This is a genomic window from Aestuariirhabdus sp. LZHN29, from assembly GCF_049985285.1.
Classification (GTDB): domain Bacteria; phylum Pseudomonadota; class Gammaproteobacteria; order Pseudomonadales; family Aestuariirhabdaceae; genus Aestuariirhabdus.
This window is the reverse complement of record NZ_JBNIEU010000001.1, coordinates 1,325,260-1,343,367: the sequence shown is the minus strand read 5'-3', so window position 1 is coordinate 1,343,367 and position 18,108 is coordinate 1,325,260. Positions and strand designations below refer to the sequence as shown.

General features: G+C 57.4%; 16 protein-coding genes. 8 read left to right on the top strand and 8 right to left on the bottom strand.

The features are described from left to right. Nucleotides 1–1,941: an ABC transporter substrate-binding protein gene (locus tag ACP3PW_RS06380; protein ID WP_426415839.1), complete on the bottom strand. Its 1,941-nt coding sequence runs from the start codon at nt 1,939–1,941 to the stop codon at nt 1–3. A 155-nt stretch (nt 1,942–2,096) separates the two neighbouring features. Between ACP3PW_RS06380 and prmA the strand changes: the two genes are divergently transcribed. The 8 genes from prmA (at nt 2,097) to ACP3PW_RS06340 (ending at nt 12,470) form a co-directional block, all read left to right on the top strand. Next, entirely contained in the window at nt 2,097–2,978 is an 882-nt protein-coding gene (prmA, locus tag ACP3PW_RS06375) for a 50S ribosomal protein L11 methyltransferase (RefSeq protein ID WP_426415838.1), read from the top strand. 96 nt (nt 2,979–3,074) lie between these two features. Then, a complete protein-coding gene (locus tag ACP3PW_RS06370) occupies nt 3,075–4,229 on the top strand; it encodes a DUF3426 domain-containing protein (RefSeq protein WP_426415837.1) in 1,155 nt (384 codons plus the stop codon). 209 nt (nt 4,230–4,438) lie between these two features. Beyond that, nucleotides 4,439–5,428: a tRNA dihydrouridine synthase DusB gene (gene dusB / locus ACP3PW_RS06365; protein ID WP_426415836.1), complete on the top strand. Its 990-nt coding sequence runs from the start codon at nt 4,439–4,441 to the stop codon at nt 5,426–5,428. Nucleotides 5,429–5,454: 26 nt separating this feature from the next. Then, on the top strand, nt 5,455–5,736 hold the full coding sequence (gene fis / locus ACP3PW_RS06360) for a DNA-binding transcriptional regulator Fis (protein WP_426415905.1): 282 nt from the start codon (nt 5,455–5,457) through the stop codon (nt 5,734–5,736). Nucleotides 5,737–5,823: 87 nt separating this feature from the next. Further along, complete coding sequence (purH, locus tag ACP3PW_RS06355; protein ID WP_426415835.1) at nt 5,824–7,404, top strand: bifunctional phosphoribosylaminoimidazolecarboxamide formyltransferase/IMP cyclohydrolase; 1,581 nt, start codon at nt 5,824–5,826, stop codon at nt 7,402–7,404. A gap of 11 nt (nt 7,405–7,415) precedes the next feature. Then, complete coding sequence (gene purD / locus ACP3PW_RS06350; protein ID WP_426415834.1) at nt 7,416–8,705, top strand: phosphoribosylamine--glycine ligase; 1,290 nt, start codon at nt 7,416–7,418, stop codon at nt 8,703–8,705. Between the two features lie 98 nt (nt 8,706–8,803). Further along, the gene (locus tag ACP3PW_RS06345; RefSeq protein WP_426415833.1) at nt 8,804–11,563 is read left to right on the top strand and encodes a response regulator; all 2,760 of its coding nucleotides are present in this window, start codon (nt 8,804–8,806) and stop codon (nt 11,561–11,563) included. Between the two features lies 1 nt (nt 11,564). After that, entirely contained in the window at nt 11,565–12,470 is a 906-nt protein-coding gene (locus ACP3PW_RS06340) for a hypothetical protein (RefSeq protein ID WP_426415832.1), read from the top strand. On the opposite strand, the gene dnaB is transcribed toward ACP3PW_RS06340, so the two are convergent. The 7 genes from dnaB to rlmB all read right to left on the bottom strand — a co-directional run bounded on the left by dnaB (nt 12,471) and on the right by rlmB (nt 18,040). Next, nucleotides 12,471–13,871, bottom strand: coding sequence for a replicative DNA helicase (gene dnaB, locus ACP3PW_RS06335; RefSeq protein ID WP_426415831.1), 1,401 nt, complete (start codon nt 13,869–13,871; stop codon nt 12,471–12,473). Nucleotides 13,872–13,979: 108 nt separating this feature from the next. Further along, nucleotides 13,980–14,426, bottom strand: a complete 447-nt coding sequence (gene rplI, locus ACP3PW_RS06330; protein WP_426415830.1) for a 50S ribosomal protein L9 — start codon at nt 14,424–14,426, stop codon at nt 13,980–13,982. Nucleotides 14,427–14,464: 38 nt separating this feature from the next. Further along, nucleotides 14,465–15,337, bottom strand: a complete 873-nt coding sequence (locus ACP3PW_RS06325) for a hypothetical protein (RefSeq protein WP_426415829.1) — start codon at nt 15,335–15,337, stop codon at nt 14,465–14,467. Between the two features lie 27 nt (nt 15,338–15,364). Further along, nucleotides 15,365–15,592 (bottom strand): 30S ribosomal protein S18, encoded by a 228-nt coding sequence (gene rpsR, locus ACP3PW_RS06320; protein ID WP_125016015.1) that lies wholly within the window; start codon nt 15,590–15,592, stop codon nt 15,365–15,367. Nucleotides 15,593–15,646: 54 nt separating this feature from the next. Then, nucleotides 15,647–16,090: a 30S ribosomal protein S6 gene (rpsF, locus tag ACP3PW_RS06315; protein WP_426415828.1), complete on the bottom strand. Its 444-nt coding sequence runs from the start codon at nt 16,088–16,090 to the stop codon at nt 15,647–15,649. A 235-nt stretch (nt 16,091–16,325) separates the two neighbouring features. Then, entirely contained in the window at nt 16,326–17,282 is a 957-nt protein-coding gene (locus tag ACP3PW_RS06310) for a 2-hydroxyacid dehydrogenase (RefSeq protein ID WP_426415827.1), read from the bottom strand. Continuing rightward, the gene (gene rlmB / locus ACP3PW_RS06305; protein ID WP_426415826.1) at nt 17,282–18,040 is read right to left on the bottom strand and encodes a 23S rRNA (guanosine(2251)-2'-O)-methyltransferase RlmB; all 759 of its coding nucleotides are present in this window, start codon (nt 18,038–18,040) and stop codon (nt 17,282–17,284) included. The genes ACP3PW_RS06310 and rlmB overlap by 1 nt, the downstream gene beginning before the upstream one ends. Between the last annotated feature and the right edge of the window lie 68 nt (nt 18,041–18,108).

The following is an 18,108-nucleotide window of genomic DNA, read 5'->3' as shown; positions in this document are numbered from 1 at the left end:
CTACTCCGCGATTTGATACCCCTGCTTACCCGAGCCCTTTACCCGGTACATCGCCTTGTCCGCCGAGCGTGTCAGGGCATCACTATCTTCTCCATGCTGTGGATAAAGACTGATACCGATGGAGGCTCCGATCTGCGCGGTATCACCCGAAGGCAGGGGAATAGGACGGGTAACCGCGTTGACGATCTTGGTGGCGATGTCGGTAATTATTTTATTCTCACCACAATCCTCCAGCAGCACTACAAACTCATCCCCGCCATGACGGGCGAGGATATCAGTACTGCGAATACAACCCCGGATGCGAGCAACAGTCACCTGTAATACCGCGTCGCCGGACTCGTGACCAAAACAGTCATTCACTGCTTTAAAATCATCCAGATCCACAAACATCAGCGCCAATCGGGCGCTGCGTCGAGCAGCCAGTTTTATCGCCCTTTCGAACTGATCGTAAAATAGCGTACGATTCGCCACCCCCGTTAATAGATCGCTGTGGGCCAGCTCATGCAAGCGAGTTTCCATGCGCTTGCGCTCGGTAATATCGATCGCCATCGCCACCACCATACGCCCCTGACTTGACGTTGATGGCAACGCCACATTGCGCCAATCGCAGAGAATCTTGCGTCCGCTTTTGGTCAGGTTCCAGTTTTCGTGCTGTTGAACACTGCGCTGCGCGAGGCTCTGGAGCGTTTCATTAACTCCCTTTTGCTCCTCCTCAGGGATCAGGAAATCGTTCAGCGTGCGCCCTATCACCTCATCACGCCGCCACCCAAAGGTCTGCTGTGCTTGTTGATTCCACACCTGTACACAGCCCCGACCATCAATCTGCACTAAGGCCGTCGGGGCGTGATCCAAAATCATCTGCAACCAGGCTTCGCTTCCGGACAGGCGGCGGTTCAGTCGATAAAACGCCATTACCAGCAGCAGCGCAACCGATGTCAACAGCAACCAAACCCACACCCAGGGCTGCCATATCACCGAGTCTGCTGCGGTGGGGTCGTACAGAAAACCCTCCAGATTGGCGTTTTCCGGCAGCATCCCCTGTTCATGGTAAATTCCGGCGATGTGCTGCCACCGACCCTCGCTCATATAGCCGACATCGACCAGGTCCGGGCGCAGCAGGCGCTGCATCTCCTGGGCCTCAAACCGCAGATGATCGGTGCTGTGGCGGTCACTGTATTTGCTTTGAATGACCTGCACCAACTCCTCGGGATGGTCCATCGCGTAGCGCCAGCCTTTGAGCGTCGCCTCCCTGAACGCCGCAACAACCTTGGGGGACTGGGCTATCATCTGCTCGGTGGTAAAAAAATTGTCGCCGTAAAAATCGACGCCACCCTCGGACGCCTCAAACAGCTGATACCTAACCCCGGCCTGTTTTAGGGCAAAGGGCTCGTCGGTAACGTACACCGACATTGCCGCCACGTTTCCCGATAGTAGATCCTCGATATCAAAACTGTGATGTACAATATCCAGGCGCGAACTGCTGATTCCCTCACTCGACAGGTACGCGAACAGCTCCGCCGAGTTAGCTTCGATCATCAGCGGCTTGTCGGCCAGGTCATGGACATTGCGTACCGAGCCGTCACCACGAGCCAGCAAACCCAGCGGCGAGTGCTGGAATACCACCCCTAGTACCACCACCGGCTCCCCCCGTTGGCGCAGCAGTAACAGGTCACTGGTGCCGACACCAAACTCGGCTTTGCCATCAATCACCGCCTGTATAGGGTCCTCTCCCTCCTGGGCCTGGACAACATTAACGTCCAACCCTGCGGCGCGGTAGTAGCCGTTCTCTATCGCCGCGTAATAGCCTGCAAATTGAAACTGGTGCTTCCACTTTAATTGCAAGGTGACGCTCTGCAAAGCGAGAACCGGGCCAGAAAAAAGGCCCAGCAGCAGAGTCAGCCATCCGATGCTGATGCGCCCCAAAAGTCTATTGATCCCCATGCACGAGCCCTGGCCTTTCCCTGACGAGATAATGTACAACATTGTGACCAGCCCCATGGCGATTTGCAATCAAGCACCGGGCGGTACTGGCAGTATCGGCGCCACAGGCCCTATAATTGCGAACCCTTTATCCCGACGCCCCACAGGAATTCACGATGGCCTGGTTACAACTACGAATCGATATAACACCTGACAACATCGAGCGGTTCGAAGAGTTCCTGCTTGCCTTTGGGGCCTCGGCGGTAACACTGGAAGATAACGAAGATCAACCGCTGTTTGAACCGACCCCTGATTACACGCCACTGTGGGATCACACCCGGCTCACCGCGCTGTTTGATGCAGAGACCGATATGGAGCAGGTGCTGCAACAACTGCAGGCCGCCCTCGGAAGCCCCCTGCCTCGGCACAAAATTGAGATTCTCGAAGACAAGGACTGGACTCGCGAATGGATGACTCACTTCGAGCCCACCCGTTTCGGTCAACGCTTATGGGTGTGCCCCAGCTGGAAGCCGGTTCCAGACCCCAATGCGGTGAACCTGATGCTGGACCCCGGCCTCGCCTTCGGCACCGGAACACACCCAACCACGGCATTATGCCTCGAATGGCTCGATAGCCAGCCCCTGAGCGGACAAACCGTCGTCGATTACGGTTGCGGATCCGGTATTCTTGGCATCGCTGCATTGCTGTTAGGTGCAGGCCGCGTTATTGGCGTGGACTACGACCCCCAGGCGATCGAGGCCAGCGCCGATAACCTGCAACGCAACCAGCTTCCTGTTACGGCGATGGATCTCTACCTGCCGGACAACACGCCGGAGATAGAGGCCGACCTGGTGGTCGCCAACATTCTCGCTGGCCCGCTACAGCAGCTGTATCCGACGCTCGATTCATTGCTTAAAGGCGGTGGTCGGCTGGCGCTCTCCGGAATCCTGGTGGAGCAAGCGCAGGATGTGCTGGACACCTACAGCGCCAGCTTTGAGATGGAGCCTCCGCGGGTAAAAGGTGACTGGGTTCTGCTTTATGGGCGTAAACGCGCCTGATCCCACGCCACACGACTAGCCTTATATGCACTATATTGGATACACTCGACAGGTCCGGAAGAAGGGATCTCCTCCCGCCACTAGAAGTCGTCAATTATGAGTAAAACCTGGGTCACACGCTGCCCGCAGTGCCAAACAGCATTCCGTCTAACCCGAGCCCAACTGCAAGCGGCCAACGGGTCAGTGCGCTGCGGCTCCTGTTTGCACGTTTTTAAAGCGACCAACCATATTATCGCCCAGCCCGACGCTTCTGCCGCAGGCCAGCCCACTCCGGCCCCGACCCCAAAACCGGCTCCCGCTCCAACCCAGCGACCCGCTGCAGCGCCACCGCGCCCTGCACCGCCACCTCCTGAACCCAAACGGCAAGAGTTTGAACTCAGCGATGACTTCACGAATCTGGAGGCATGGAGTCCTGAGCAAACCGGCACCTATACCGGTGACAGGGACCACGTCGGACATGAGGCCGCCGATGAAAGCTGGGCAATGGATATGCTTGAGGAGCTGGAGAAGGAGCAGAAAGCGCCCCCACCAGCACCTGCAGCCCCGCCGAAACAAAAACCCCTCGCGGAAAGTAATGAATGGGGTCTCGACGGTGAACCGGATTTTTCAGATACCGACCTGTCAACGTTTGACGAGATCAACAAACTCGAAGCCGCAGAAAACAAAAAGGCACCGGATCAGAATGAGATGGGCGGATTGCGCGCCGACAAGCGAGCACTTCACGCCCTTAACGATGAGCCACTCAACCTGCACCTGCCGGATAGGCCCGCGCGCTGGAAAACCGTGCTCACCACAATGGCCTGCCTGCTGGCTGCGGCCGCACTGGCGCTGCAGTATGCCTGGTATGATCGGAATCAATTGGCCCGACTGGATACACTGCGCCCCTATTATCAGGTAGCCTGCGAGCGGTTTGGGTGTGCCTTGCCGGACAAGATCAACATCGCGGCTATCCGTGGTACCAACCTGGTAGTGCGGAGCCATCCGAAGTTCGAAAACGCGCTGGTGGTGGACGCCATCATCAGCAACCTCGCAAATTACAGCCAACCCTTCCCCGCGATCCAGCTCAGTTTTTCTGACTTGACGGGGCAGCCTGTGGCCTCACGCCGGTTTACTCCCGCAGAGTACCTCGCCGGGGAGCTCGCCGGTGCCCGGGAGATGCCCAGCCGCACGCCGATTCACCTGGCACTGGAGATCGTTGACCCCGGCCAAAAGGCGGTTAACTACCGTCTCGCCTTCTATCCAGCACCCTGATTTAGGCCCCAATTAGCGGCTCGTCCGCGCTGTACATTTTTTCGCCAAACGCTTGGAAATTCGGCCATTTTCCTCTTTATCGCCTGCCGCCAACAGAGTATGATACCGCCCCCTGTGCGACAGGTTCATTTTTAACCAGCCCCCCCTTTGCGCTGATCCGTCGCCGACCCCAAAAACGTACCCATTACTGAGCATGCGGCGACTGTATTGTGTTTGAAATAGGTCCATACCAGATAGACAACCCGGTAGTGTTAGCCCCGATGGCAGGGGTGACGGACCAGCCGTTCCGGCTGCTGTGCCGCCGTCTTGGTGCCGGACTGGTGGTGTCCGAGATGGTCACCTGCGATCAAAGACTGTGGAATACCCGCAAATCCCGCCAGCGCCTTAACCACACGGGTGAGAGCGAGCCGCGGTCAATACAGATTGCCGGCAACGATCCGCAAATGATGGCCCAGGCCGCCATCGAGAGCGTGCGCCTGGGTGCGCAGATCGTCGATATCAATATGGGCTGCCCGGCCAAAAAAGTATGCAACAAGGCCGCAGGCTCCGCACTGCTGCGCGATGAACCTTTGGTACGAGAGATACTGCAATCGGTAGTGGATGCCGTTGAAGTTCCGGTCACGGTCAAGATTCGCACCGGTTGGAATCCAGAAAATCGCAACGGCGTCAGCATTGCTCGAATCGCGGAGGACTGCGGCATCAGGGCCATCGCGGTGCACGGTAGAACCCGCGCTTGCGCCTATAAGGGGGCCGTCGAGTACGACACCATCGCCCACATCAAACAAGCGGTCAGTATCCCTGTGATCGCTAATGGAGACATCAACAGCCCCGGCGACGCCAAGGCTGTTATCGACTACACCGGTGCCGATGGTGTGATGATCGGTCGCGGAGCCCATGGCCGGCCCTGGATTTTCCGCGAGATCAACCATCACCTTCGCACCGGCACCACCCTGGGCACCATCGACCTGCGAGAGTTCCAGTCAATACTTCTCGAGCATCTGGGAAGTATTCACGCCTTCTATGGCGAATATCTGGGCGTACGGATCGCGCGCAAGCATGTCGCTTGGTACACCAATACGCAGCCGGGCGGTAGCTCTTTTCGACGGGACTTTGTCCGACTCGAAAGTGCACAGGCTCAGCGCGAAAGCGTTCAGCAATTCTGTGAACGCCTAATTAACAATGAGGAAATTGCGGCATGACTGCACCCGAACTAGCTCCTAACGAAATGACAGCAGCGAATGTAGACCTGCGTCAACATCTGACTCAACAAATCGAAAAGGGAGAAACCCTGCGCGACTGCGTCCAAAATGCGCTCAGCAACTACTTCTCTCACCTTGAGGGACAGTCGGTTACCGACGTCTACCAGATGGTTCTGTCGGAGGTAGAAGCTCCGCTGCTGGAGGTCGTCATGACCCACGTTAAGGGCAACCAGACCAAGGCGTCGATACTGTTGGGGCTTAATCGGGGCACCCTGCGCAAGAAGCTAAAGCAGTACGGCTTGCTGTAAACACAGATTAAAAAGGCGGATTGGTTTCAATCCGCCTTTTTGCATTATCAGACCCCCTTTCATCAACTTCCAATCGAACCTATGACTATGGCTGACCAACAAACCCTACCTGTTCGCAGAGCGCTGATCAGTGTTTCTGACAAGACGGGCATCGTCGAATTTGCCCAGGCCCTCCACCAACAGGGCATCGAGATTTTGTCCACCGGCGGCACCTTTCGCCTCCTGACCGACAGCGGCATCCCTGCAGTGGAAGTGTCCGATTACACCGGATTCCCGGAGATGATGGACGGTCGTGTGAAAACACTGCACCCCAAAATTCACGGTGGTATTCTCGCTCGACGCGGTCAGGATGATGAGGTAATGGCCGCCCACGGAATTCAGCCCATTGATATGGTCGTGGTCAATCTCTATCCCTTCGAACAAACCATCGCCCGTGACGATTGCGACCTGCCGATGGCCATTGAAAATATCGATATCGGTGGCCCGACCATGGTTCGCGCTACCGCCAAGAATCACCGCTACGTTTCGATTGTGGTCAACAGCAGCGACTACGGCTCCATTCTCGATGAGCTGGAGCAAAATAGTGGCAGCCTGGGGCAGGCGACCCGCTTTGATCTCGCGGTTAAGGCATTTGAACACACCGCCGCCTACGACGGCGCCATCGCCAACTACCTGGGCCGTTTGACCCAGGGGGACGCCGCCGAGGCCTTTCCGCGCACCTTTAATACCCAGTTGGTCAAGGCGCAAGATATGCGCTACGGCGAAAACCCCCACCAGCGGGCAGCATTTTACGTTGAGAAGAGCCCTGCTGAGGCCAGCGTTGCTACCGCACGTCAACTGCAGGGCAAGGCGCTCTCTTTCAATAACGTCGCCGATACCGACGCCGCGCTGGAGTGCGTAAAATCCTTCGAAGAAGCCGCCTGCGTGATCGTCAAGCACGCCAACCCCTGCGGCGTAGCCGTTGGCAGCGACGCGCTGGAAGCCTATCTACTTGCCTACCAGACCGACCCCACCTCGGCTTTTGGTGGCATTATCGCCTTTAACCGCGAACTCAACGCCGATACCGCCCAGGCGATTATCGAGCGCCAGTTTGTCGAGGTCATTATTGCCCCGAGCGTTAGCGCCGAGGCCGCAAAAGTCTTGTCGCAAAAGCAAAACGTTCGCCTGCTCGCCTGCGGCCAGTGGCCCCTCGAGCGCATCGCCGGCTTCGATTACAAACGTGTTAACGGTGGCCTTTTGGTGCAGGATATCGACCTTGGCAATATTACAGCGAGCGACCTCAAGGTCGTTACGGAACGTCAGCCCACAGCGGCTGAACTCGGTGACCTGCTGTTCGCCTGGCGCGTGGCAAAGTACGTCAAATCCAACGCTATTGTGTACGCCCGCAACGGCCAGACCATCGGTGTAGGCGCCGGCCAGATGAGCCGCGTTTATAGTGCGCGCATCGCAGGCATCAAGGCCGCCGACGAAAACCTCGAAGTGAAAGGGTCCGTTATGGCATCCGATGCTTTTTTCCCCTTTCGCGATGGGATTGATGCCGCAGCCAAAGCTGGCATCAGCGCTGTGGTTCAGCCCGGCGGCTCAATGCGAGACCAGGAAGTGATCGATGCGGCGAACGAAGCCGGCATGGCCATGGTCTTTACCGGCATGCGCCACTTCCGCCACTAGGAGCACCTGCAATGAAGATACTGGTAATTGGTAGCGGCGGTCGCGAGCACGCGTTGGCGTGGAAATCGGCGCAAGATCCTCGAGTGGAACAGGTATACGTTGCCCCCGGTAATGCGGGTACAGCGAACGAGCCCGGGCTCAGCAATGTCGATATTGGGGTTGATGCGCAGCAGGAGTTGGCTGATTTTGCCGAGCAAAATGGTGTCAGCCTGACCATCGTCGGCCCCGAAGTCCCGTTGGTTGACGGTATTGTCGATTATTTTGAGGGCCGTAACCTGGCGTGCTTCGGCCCCAGTCAGGGGGCCGCACAGCTGGAGGGATCCAAGGCGTTCACCAAGGATTTTCTGGCTCGCCATCAAATTCCCACCGCCGCCTACCAGAACTTTACCGACGTTGAGCCCGCCCTCGAGTATCTGCGCAAGATGGGCGCCCCCATCGTCGTCAAGGCCGACGGTCTGGCTGCGGGCAAGGGCGTGATCGTGGCAGAAACCCTGTCGCAAGCTGAAGACGCCGTGCGCGACATGCTGTCGGGCAACGCCTTTGGCGACGCGGGCTATCGCGTGGTCATCGAAGAGTTTCTCGATGGTGAGGAGGCCAGTTTTATCGTAATGGTCGACGGCACCAACGTGTTACCCATGGCTACCAGCCAAGATCATAAACGCATCGGAGAGGGCGATACGGGCCCCAACACCGGCGGCATGGGCGCGTATTCACCCGCTCCGGTGGTGACCCCCGAGATACACCAGCGGGTCATGGATGAGGTGATCCTTCCTACTGTGCGTGGCATGGCAGCAGAGGGCAACGAATACACCGGGTTCCTATACGCCGGCCTGATGATCGACGCCCAGGGTATCCCCAAGGTGATCGAGTATAACTGCCGCTTTGGCGACCCCGAGACTCAGCCGATCATGTTACGGCTTAACTCCAGCCTGGTAGAGCTTTGCGAAGCCGCACTGGAAAAGCGTCTCGACCAGGTCAACGCTGTCTGGGATCCGCGCGCCAGCGTCGGCGTCGTGCTGGCAGCAGGGGGCTATCCGGCCGATTATGCTAAAGGTGCCATTATCGCAGGCCTCGACACGGCGGTGAGTGACAACGGTAAGGTATTTCACGCTGGCACGTCACTCAGTCAGGCGGGTGAAGTTGTCACCAACGGCGGGCGCGTGCTGTGCGCCACCGCCCTCGGCGAGAGCGTTAGCTCGGCACAACAGGCCGCATACCAGCTGGCAGACAATGTGAGCTGGGAGGGATGCTACCGACGCAATGACATCGCGTGGCGTGCCATTGCTCGCGAGCAAGAGTAGACCAGGTTGTGGGTGCTGGCCGACCGGTGGTCGCCCGCACCCTTAGACAGCCCCCCGGATTTGGATATAATCAGGGTTCAATAACAGGGAGGTAGGCCGTGGCTCGGTCAAAACCACAGGTGAGCACCCTTCATAGACTGATAGTCGGCGGTTTCCTGCTGTTTGTTACGCTCCTGGCCCTGCCCGCTACCGCCGACATACAATTGCCCGCCGGCAGCTACCATTTCAATCTCACCGGTAGCGTAGATATCTATCTCGACGAGAGTGGAAATCTCTCCATCGACGAAGTACTGTCACAATACTATGTAAACCGCTTTGCCCCATCCCGGCAGGAGTTCCTGCAATTGGGCTCAACCGATGCTGCGGTTTGGATTCGCATTCGACTCACCTCGAGCGCAGGCAGTCAGGACCCCTTCCTGATGGTCACTCCGCCGAACATTAGTGACATCCAGTTGTATCAGTCCAGCGTAAATGGCTGGGTACAAACTCGCACCGGTGCCGACCAACCCTATTCGACTCGCGCCGTCGATACGCGGGACTTTATTTTCCCGTTACAGGTCAGTGGCGAACCCCAGGAATTTTATCTGCGGCTGACATCCGCAAGACCGCTTAATATTAGCCTGGGCCTTGCTTCTGCGGACCAGCTGATCGGCCACGAGCACGCCACACACTGGACCAGCGGAATACTGTTCGGGCTATTCCTTGCGGTTCTGTTCTACAACCTGCTTACCTGGCTGGGTTTTCGTGATCGTAGCTTTCTCTATCTGGCTGCGTTTATGCTCTGCGGGCTGCTATTTCAGGCTAGCTGGCAAGGTCTCATTGCGGAGCTGGTTCCACAGTGGCCCGGATTACAACAGCAGACCTACATCTTCAGTCTGCTGATGGGCACCGCAATCGGCTCACAGCTGATACGACGCTTTTTTGATACCGGCAACACTCAAACCCTGATCGACCAGGGTCTCAGGTGCCTGGTCATTATGCCCCTCGTGACCCTGCCATTGGCCGCGGTGCTGGGTGACCGGCTTCCGGTAAGCGTCCCCATACTGATGGCCACGCTGTCTGCCATCGCGATATTTATCAGTACGGTTTACTATATCCGGCAAGATTATCCCTGCGCTTCAGGCTTGTTCATCGCGCAAACTCCTTTTGCCATCGCGGCGCTGGTAAGCTTTTTGGCCACCCTTGGCATGCTTACCATCCATCCTCAGACGCTGCACTGGGCAATTATCAGCATAGCCAGCCTAACGGTGGTAGGCGAGTCCTGGGCATTCACCAACCTTCACCGACTCAAGCGTCGACAGGAAACGGCAACCGCCCAGCAGGAACGGATACGCTCTTCAGCAGCCATCGCCAAGAGTGAGTTGCTGTCAAAAATCAGCCACAACCTGCGCAGCCCTATGAACGGCATTCTCGGGATGAGTGAACTACTGCTGGAAAGCAGCCTTACTCCCAAGCAAAAAGATTATGTCAGCACTATTCATAACTCGGGAAATGATCTGTTAAATTTGCTCAATGAAGTGCAGGACATCAGCAAACTAGAAACCGGGAAAATGATCCTGAGCGACGTTCGGTTTGAGCTACATGGATTAGTTGAGTCCTGTCTTGATCTTTATAAGGTCACCGCCGAGCAGCGCGATATCGAGTTGATCAGTTATGTACAGTTGGGCATACCCGACACCCTCAGTGGTGATCCCGTGCGCCTGAAACATGTGCTGCTAGCGATGCTGGCGCAGTCCTTTCGCACCACGGATCAGGGTGAAATATTGCTTTCAGTGACCCTTGATCCATCATCCAGCGGCCCCAGAATTCTGTTTACCGTTAAGGACAGCAGCAATGGCATTAGCGCTGCCGAGCGCTCGTTTTTGCTTAATACCCGTATCGACACCCACAACTTTCTGGATGGAAACTCAACCGAATATTCGCTAGGGCTGCTGGTATCGCGTCATGTCGTGAACCAGATGGGGGGCACGCTGGGAATCGAATCCAACCCGGGTGCGGGCAGTCGCTATTGGTTCACACTGCCATTTATACCTAATCAGGACGGGGCAGCGGAAACGGAAGTATTTAATTTTTCCGGCATCCGCGCACTGGTCGTCGACGACAACGACACCTGTCTAAAAGTGCTTACACAACAGTGCCTGGCACTGGGGATGGAGGTCAGCCCTTGCCCGGATGGCAAGGAGGCGTTGGCGCTGCTGCGCACAAAGAACCACCTCAACACCCCCTTTGACCTGGTCATCCTTGACCACAACATGCCGGGCATGACCGGGATGGAGTTGGCCGCCAAGATTAACGAAGACTCCTCCCTGGGGGAGCTGGTTATTATTATGCTCACGGGCATCAGTAATACACCCAATCGTGTGGCGTCGCGCAATGCCGGCATTCAACGCATACTCACCAAACCGGTGGCCAACTATATGCTGCGCACCACGCTGGCAGAAGAGCTAAAAAATCACTTGCCGGCAAAAGTGACAAGCGACGGAGGATCAGAGTCTCTGCTCATCGTGACCCAGGATGCCAATCGCGGGCAAGAGATCCAGCAACTGGCCCAGACCCGCCAGATTTCAACCAGCATTGCCGTCACGGCCAACCAGGCGCTCGATACGCTTCGCAGTGGCGATTACCGGCTGGTGCTGATTGATTGCTCCAGCCGCGTGCACGATGGCTTTGAGGTGGCCCAGCGTATCCGTCGCTGGCAGGAGGCCCAGGGGCTTGGCGCAGTGCCCCTGATCGCCATGAGCGAACAGAGTGATCCTGATTTCGACCAGCAGTTGCGCCTGGTGCAGATCAACGGGCTGCTGCCCCTGCCGCTCAAGCCACCGCAACTGGATAAACTGTTCGACCACTGGCTACGCTGACGTGCGGTGGGCAGCACTACTGCTCAGCCTGTTGGCCACCGCGTCCGAGGCTAGGCCACTCCAGTTGCTGCACAGCCTTACAATCGAATCCCGCGAGGCCAACTTGCAACTCTCCGGGCTTGCGTTCTGCGACGGTGAGCTGTTGACGATTTCTGACCGTCATAACAATCAGCTCTACCGCTTGCAGCTTGAAACCGAGCGCGGCCTGGCCCATGCGATGGATTGGCGATCCATACAGGCACCGCCCTCCAGCGATCAGGGAGTGTGGGGCTGGGCGATCTCATTATTCAGTGGTCGGCGCCTGGATTGGGAGGGGCTCGCCTGCCAGGGGGAGACGCTTTACCTGCTCAGCGAACAACTTAGCGATGTGCTGCTCAGCTCGCGCAACGAGACCCGCTGGCTAAAGTTCCCTCAACTGAGCGTCGGCGGGATGCTGCGTCATACCAACGCCGGTCTGGAGGGGATAGCGCTGCATGAGGAGGGAGTGCTGCTCGCAGCGGAACGCGATGCCCGAGGCCTACTGCTTTTGGTGCCCGATGGAGATAGATGGACACTGCAGCGACAGCAAACACCGCTGCCGCCGTTGCCTCCGATCGCCGATCGTAACCCCGATTTCTCCGGCCTCTGGTACGAATCTCCCTGGCTCTATACCCTCGAGCGCAACCTGTTTCGTATCTGCCGACGCGATAGCGGTTTTCAGCAGCAGCGCTGCTGGAGCTACGCCGATACCGAGCTATCCCCCGCCCGGAGTTATCGCAGTGAATTCGGGGTTGCAGAAGGAATTGCCGCCGATGAAACGCGCATCTACCTGATCACCGACAATAACAACAAAGCCTTGCTCGCTGCCCCCCATGACCGCCGCCCCCAACTGTGGATATTCGCCAAGCCGGATGACTGGAGCCACTGATTACTCGAAGTCGTACCCTGAGTAAGCGCCGGGCGCAAGATTTTCGAAGCGGGTGAACTTGCCGATAAAGGCCATGCGTGCGGTACCAATAGGGCCGTTACGCTGCTTTCCGATAATGATTTCAGCGACCCCCTTATACTCGGTATCCGGGTTATACACCTCATCGCGGTAAACGAACATGATCACATCGGCATCCTGCTCGATGGCGCCCGATTCACGCAGGTCCGAGTTGACCGGACGCTTGTTGGGTCTGTTTTCGAGGGAGCGGTTGAGCTGCGACAGCGCCACCACCGGCACCTCGAACTCCTTGGCCAGGGCTTTCAGCGAGCGCGATATCTCGGAGATCTCGTTGGTGCGGTTTTCTCCGCCCCCGGGAATCTGCATCAACTGCAGGTAGTCGATCATAATCAGACCCAACTCGCCATGCTCGCGTACCACTCGCCGGGCGCGGGATCGCATCTCCGAAGGGCTAATGCCCGCGGTGTCGTCGATCAGCAGTTTTTTATCATTCAACGAGGACACGGCCGAGGTCAACTTCGGCCAATCCTCATCTTCCAGGGCTCCGGCACGCATACGGGTCGCATCAATGCGCCCCAGGGAGGAGAGCATACGCGCGACCAACTGGTCGGCGGGCATCTCCAGACTGAACACCAGCATGGTCTTGTCGCTGTTAAGCAGCGCATTCTCCACCAGGTTCATGGCAAAGGTGGTCTTACCCATCGAGGGACGGCCCGCCACAATCACCAGATCGGAGGGCTGCAGTCCCGATGTCATCTCATCGAGGTCGGTGAAGCCGGTGGTGAGACCTGTAAGTCCGCCGCCGGTATTAAAAAGATGATCAATGCGGTCTATGGCCTTGCCCAGCAGCTCCTTCACCTCCACCGGCCCCCCACTCTTGGGTCGGGATTCGGCGATCTGGAACACTTCACGCTCGGCCTCATCGAGTAACGCGGCGCTGTCGCGCCCCTCCGGATTATACGCCCGATCCGCGATCTGGGTGCTCGCCTTGATCAGTTTGCGCATCACCGAGCGCTCATAGATGATTTCGGCGTAGGCGCGGATATTGGAGATACTGGGGGTGTTTTGTACCAACTCGGTGAGGTAGGCCAATCCACCAATGCGGTCCAGCTCGCCATGGCTGTCCAGGCGTTCCGACAGGGTCAGGGGGTCAAAGGGTGCACTCTGACCTACCAACTCCGCGATCATGCGAAAGAGGATGCGATGGGAAGGGTTATAAAAGTCCCTCTCCACCAACCGGTCGGATACCGCCTCCCACGCACTGTTATCCAGCAACAGCCCACCCAAAACCGACTGCTCCGCCTCTACCGAGTGGGGCGGAGTTTTAAGGGAAACAACCTGCTCGTCAAAGCCGGGGAACTGTTGGGGCACACTCTCGTTCACAATCACTGTACCTGTATGGGGAGATGCTATTCTTGCATAGCAAGCGCATACAAAAAAGCACCTCCCGCCCAAAGGCGCGGAGGTGCTTCCAGATTAGCAGCGCTAACCTTAGACGGCAGTGACAATTACCTTAACGGTAGCGGTCACGTCGCTGTGCAGCTGAACGTCGACATCGAACTCGCCCAGCTGGCGAATAACGCCTTCTGGCAGGCGAATTTCAGTCTTATCCACTTCCACACCCGCAGCGATGATTGCATCAGCCAGGTCGCGAGTACCGATGGAGCCAAACAGCTTGCCCTCGTCTCCGGCCTTGGCACTGATGGCCAACTCCAATCCATTCAGCTTTTCAGCGCGCGCATCAGCTGCGGCACGCTTCTCGGCAGCAATCTTCTCCAGCTCGGCACGACGGGCTTCAAACTCAGCCACGTTAGCAGCAGTCGCAGGAACCGCCTTGCCAAAAGGGATCAGAAAGTTACGGCCGTAGCCAGACTTTACGTTTACCTTGTCACCCAGGTCACCCAGGTTTGAAATTCTCTCGAGCAGAATAATTTCCATCTCGTTTACCTCTAATCTATGTCAAGTCGTTGCCTGACTCAGGTTTGCGGTTTGGCCGCACGACCCCGAAAGTCAAACAAACTGTCCAAAAACGCCATCAGTACAACCAGGGGATAGATGATCTGCGTCGCTATAAATAACATCAGGTAGAGTCCGTAGACCCACACCCGAGACATCTTTCGCATCGCAATCTGCCCGTGCATTAACGCCAGTCCAGCAACAAACAACGGTACCGAAGCGATCGGTATCATGGTTGCCATTAACGGCGATAACTGTGCCCCCATCAGGATCATCCCCAGTAACACTACCCCCCACAAGGCGGGTATGCGTAACTGGTAAAACTCCTGCTGAAAGCCACCGGGATTGTAGAGCAGCGACTGCCAGTACCGCGCCAGCGCCACCGACGCCACCGCAAACAGCAGATAAGCCCAGGCGATCACCCCCACCATCACGAAGGGTAACAGCTGTTGCAAGCGATCAAGCAGATCACCCAGCGCAGCGCTGTCACCCGCAGCTGACAACTGTTGCGCCACAATTTCGTGGGCCAGCTTGCTCAACTCGGCGATGGTTTCGGGCATCAGTGACTGCACCATCAGCGCCTGCACCGCACCCACAATCAGGGCCAGCAGCAGGGTTTGACGCCAGGATACGGTAACTCGCAGCAACGCTGCCAATACCGCTCCCGCGCTGATCGCGAGCAATGCTGCAGGATTCCCCTGCAACGCCCAGTAGCCCGCCGGAATCAGTGCCGCAATCAACACCTCCAGCCCGCTATTCCAGCCTCGACGCAGCAGCACCAAAGCCACTACGGCCGAACTCAACCAGAAAAACATCGGCACTGCTGCCGCGACCAGTGCAATCGCACAAGCCGGAAGGCGCCCTTTCATGATCAGTTCAGCGAGACTACGCATCTATCAATTAATCCCCGGACGTCCCGCTTATTCGTGGGCGTCGGTGTAAGGCAGCAGCGCAACGTAGCGCGCGCGCTTGATCGCAGTAGCCAGCTGACGCTGGTACTTGGCCTTGGTGCCAGTAATACGGCTGGGTACGATCTTGCCGGTTTCAGACACATAAGCCTTCAGGGTAGCGAGATCCTTGTAATCGATCTCGACGGTACCTTCAGCGGTAAAACGACAGAACTTTCTACGACGGAAAAAACGTGCCATAGCAGCGTCTCCTTATCTTTAACTCAATATTCGTTGGATAATCGGTAGAACCGATCAGGCTTCGCTTGTAGTCTCTGCAGCCGCAGGAGTTTCCGCAGGCGCTTCAGCCTTTGGTTCTGCAGGCTTTTCACGGCTGTCGCGACGATCATCACGGTTGTCACGACGCTCGTTACGGCTCTCTTCAGCCTTAACAATATCGGATGGCTCGGTGACGGCAGCATTGCGACGGATAACCATGCTACGAATAACGGCATCGTTAAAGCGGAAGGTGCTGTTCAACTCGTCCAGGGCTTCATTGCTGCACTCAACGTTCATGAGTACATAATGGGCTTTGTGGATTTTGTTGATAGGGTAAGCAAGTTGACGACGACCCCAATCCTCCAGACGGTGGATTTTGCCGCTGTCCTCTTCGATCAGCTTGGTGTAACGCTCGACCATAGCGCTAACCTGCTCGCTTTGGTCCGGGTGCACCAGAAATACAATTTCATAATGACGCATAATTGCTCCTTACGGGTTACAGCCTCCCGATGCGGGACCATCCCGTCGGTAAGGCAAGGAGAAAAACAGAGAGCGTCCAGAGAAGAGGTCCCGCAACGCGGCGCCTCAAACTGCAGTCTCTCTGGATTCCTTTCAAGGAACCGCGCATTCTAGTGACTTGACAACCAACATGCAACCCTGAAATCCCCCTCAAGCGCCCAACTTACGGGGCTCGAAGGGGATTTCGCAAAGCAGGTCAGATCAGGCGATTGCGGGAGTCGCCGGCAAGGAAGGCGTTGAGATTATCGGCTGCGATCATCACCAGCCGCTGGCGAGCCTCACGACTGCCCCAGGCACTATGAGGAGTCAGGATCAAATTGGGGATATCCTCAGCCAGCAACGGATTCCCACCCTTGGGAGGTTCCGTACTGAGGACATCAAAACCGGCACCGCCCAGCTGACCCGCCCGCAGCGCCGCGGCCAGCGCCGCCTCATCCACCAGCCCACCACGAGCGGTGTTAATCAGCAGCGCCGAGGGTTTCAGCAACCCCAGCCGGCGCTCATCGAGCAGGTGCCGCGTGTGCTCGGTCAAGGGGCAGTGCAAACTGACGATATCCGCCTCGGCCAACGCTGGCTCCAGCTCGGGCCGGTCCGCTCGCTGATTAGGGGAACCGGGAGTATTGGCCACCACCACCGACATACCAAAAGCCTTGGCTATGCGCGCCACACCCTGCCCCAACTCCCCGTACCCGATCAACAGCAGGGTCTTACCCGCCAGTTCCATGATGGGGTAATCCAGCAGGCAGAACGCTTCGCTGGCCGCCCAGCGCCCCGCCCTGATATCGCGGTGATAGGAACCTTGGCGGGTAGCCAGCGACAAGATCAACGACCAACAGTGTTGCACCACACTGGGGGCACCATATCCCGTCACATTGGTGACCGCGACCCCGCACTCTTCAGCGGCCTGAAGATCGATATTATTCGTGCCCGTTGCCAACACCCCGATATACTGCAGCTGGGGATTGCTCTTTATCAGCTCTCTGCCGATTACCACCTTATTGGTGAGCACAACCTCGGCACCCGCAATACGTTCTGCGAGCTGTTCTGGACGGGTGTAATCGTGGCGCTGCCAATCGGCATCGATCGACAGCAAAGCCGACAGATCAAGATCACCGCTCGCCAGGGTCCCCTCATCAACTATTACCGCACGCATCACTCACCTCCATTAGCCAGCGCTGGCCAGCGCTGGCGTACCGCTTCAAACAGGCAAACCCCGGTGGCAACCGATACATTCAAACTACTCACCTCACCCGACATCGGCAGATAGGCCAGGCGGTCACAGTGCTCTCGGGTCAACCGACGCATACCCTTACCCTCGGCGCCCATGACCAACGCCAGGGCGCCGGTCATATCCAGATCAAACAGGGACTCCGTCGCCTCGCCTGCGGTGCCGGTAATCCAGACACCGCGCTGCTGCAATGCCCTCATGGTACGAGCAAGATTGGTCACTTCAATATAGGGAATCACCTCGGCCGCGCCACAGGACACCTTGCGCACGGTCGCATTCAGTGGCGCCGAGCGATCCTTGGGTGCTATGACCGCGTGCACTCCCGCCGCATCTGCGCTGCGCAGGCACGCGCCAAGATTATGGGGGTCGGTGACGCCGTCGAGGATCAACAGCAGTGGCGGTACCTCCAGGGCATCCAAGACCTGTTCCAGCCGGGTTTCGTTGCCCGCTTGCAGCATCGCCACTTTAGCAGCAACCCCCTGGTGGACACCATTGAGACGCTCATCCATCCAGCGCTTGTCTTTATAGCTGACACGAATGCCGTTGATTTCTGCGCTGTGCAACAGCTCGTTGATACGCTCACCGCTCTTGCCGCGCTGCAGGATCAGCTCCTGCACCTGCTCGGGATGATTGTCGAGCATGGAGGCAACCGCATGGACTCCGAAACTGATTTCGCTACTCACTACGACTCGTTCTCCTGTGAAAGCAGCCCCCGGAAAAGGTGCCCGGGTACCGCGATAGATTCAGTAAC

Coding starts and splice junctions, on each gene's coding strand:
- ACP3PW_RS06325 (WP_426415829.1), bottom strand. CDS start 15,337: ATGCGTAGTCTCGCTGAACTGATCATGAAAGGGCGCCTTCCGGCTTGT.
- ACP3PW_RS06310 (WP_426415827.1), bottom strand. CDS start 17,282: ATGCGTGCGGTAATAGTTGATGAGGGGACCCTGGCGAGCGGTGATCTT.
- ACP3PW_RS06380 (WP_426415839.1), bottom strand. CDS start 1,941: ATGGGGATCAATAGACTTTTGGGGCGCATCAGCATCGGATGGCTGACT.
- rpsR (WP_125016015.1), bottom strand. CDS start 15,592: ATGGCACGTTTTTTCCGTCGTAGAAAGTTCTGTCGTTTTACCGCTGAA.
- prmA (WP_426415838.1), top strand. CDS start 2,097: ATGGCCTGGTTACAACTACGAATCGATATAACACCTGACAACATCGAG.
- ACP3PW_RS06370 (WP_426415837.1), top strand. CDS start 3,075: ATGAGTAAAACCTGGGTCACACGCTGCCCGCAGTGCCAAACAGCATTC.
- purD (WP_426415834.1), top strand. CDS start 7,416: ATGAAGATACTGGTAATTGGTAGCGGCGGTCGCGAGCACGCGTTGGCG.
- rplI (WP_426415830.1), bottom strand. CDS start 14,426: ATGGAAATTATTCTGCTCGAGAGAATTTCAAACCTGGGTGACCTGGGT.
- fis (WP_426415905.1), top strand. CDS start 5,455: ATGACAGCAGCGAATGTAGACCTGCGTCAACATCTGACTCAACAAATC.
- rpsF (WP_426415828.1), bottom strand. CDS start 16,090: ATGCGTCATTATGAAATTGTATTTCTGGTGCACCCGGACCAAAGCGAG.
- purH (WP_426415835.1), top strand. CDS start 5,824: ATGGCTGACCAACAAACCCTACCTGTTCGCAGAGCGCTGATCAGTGTT.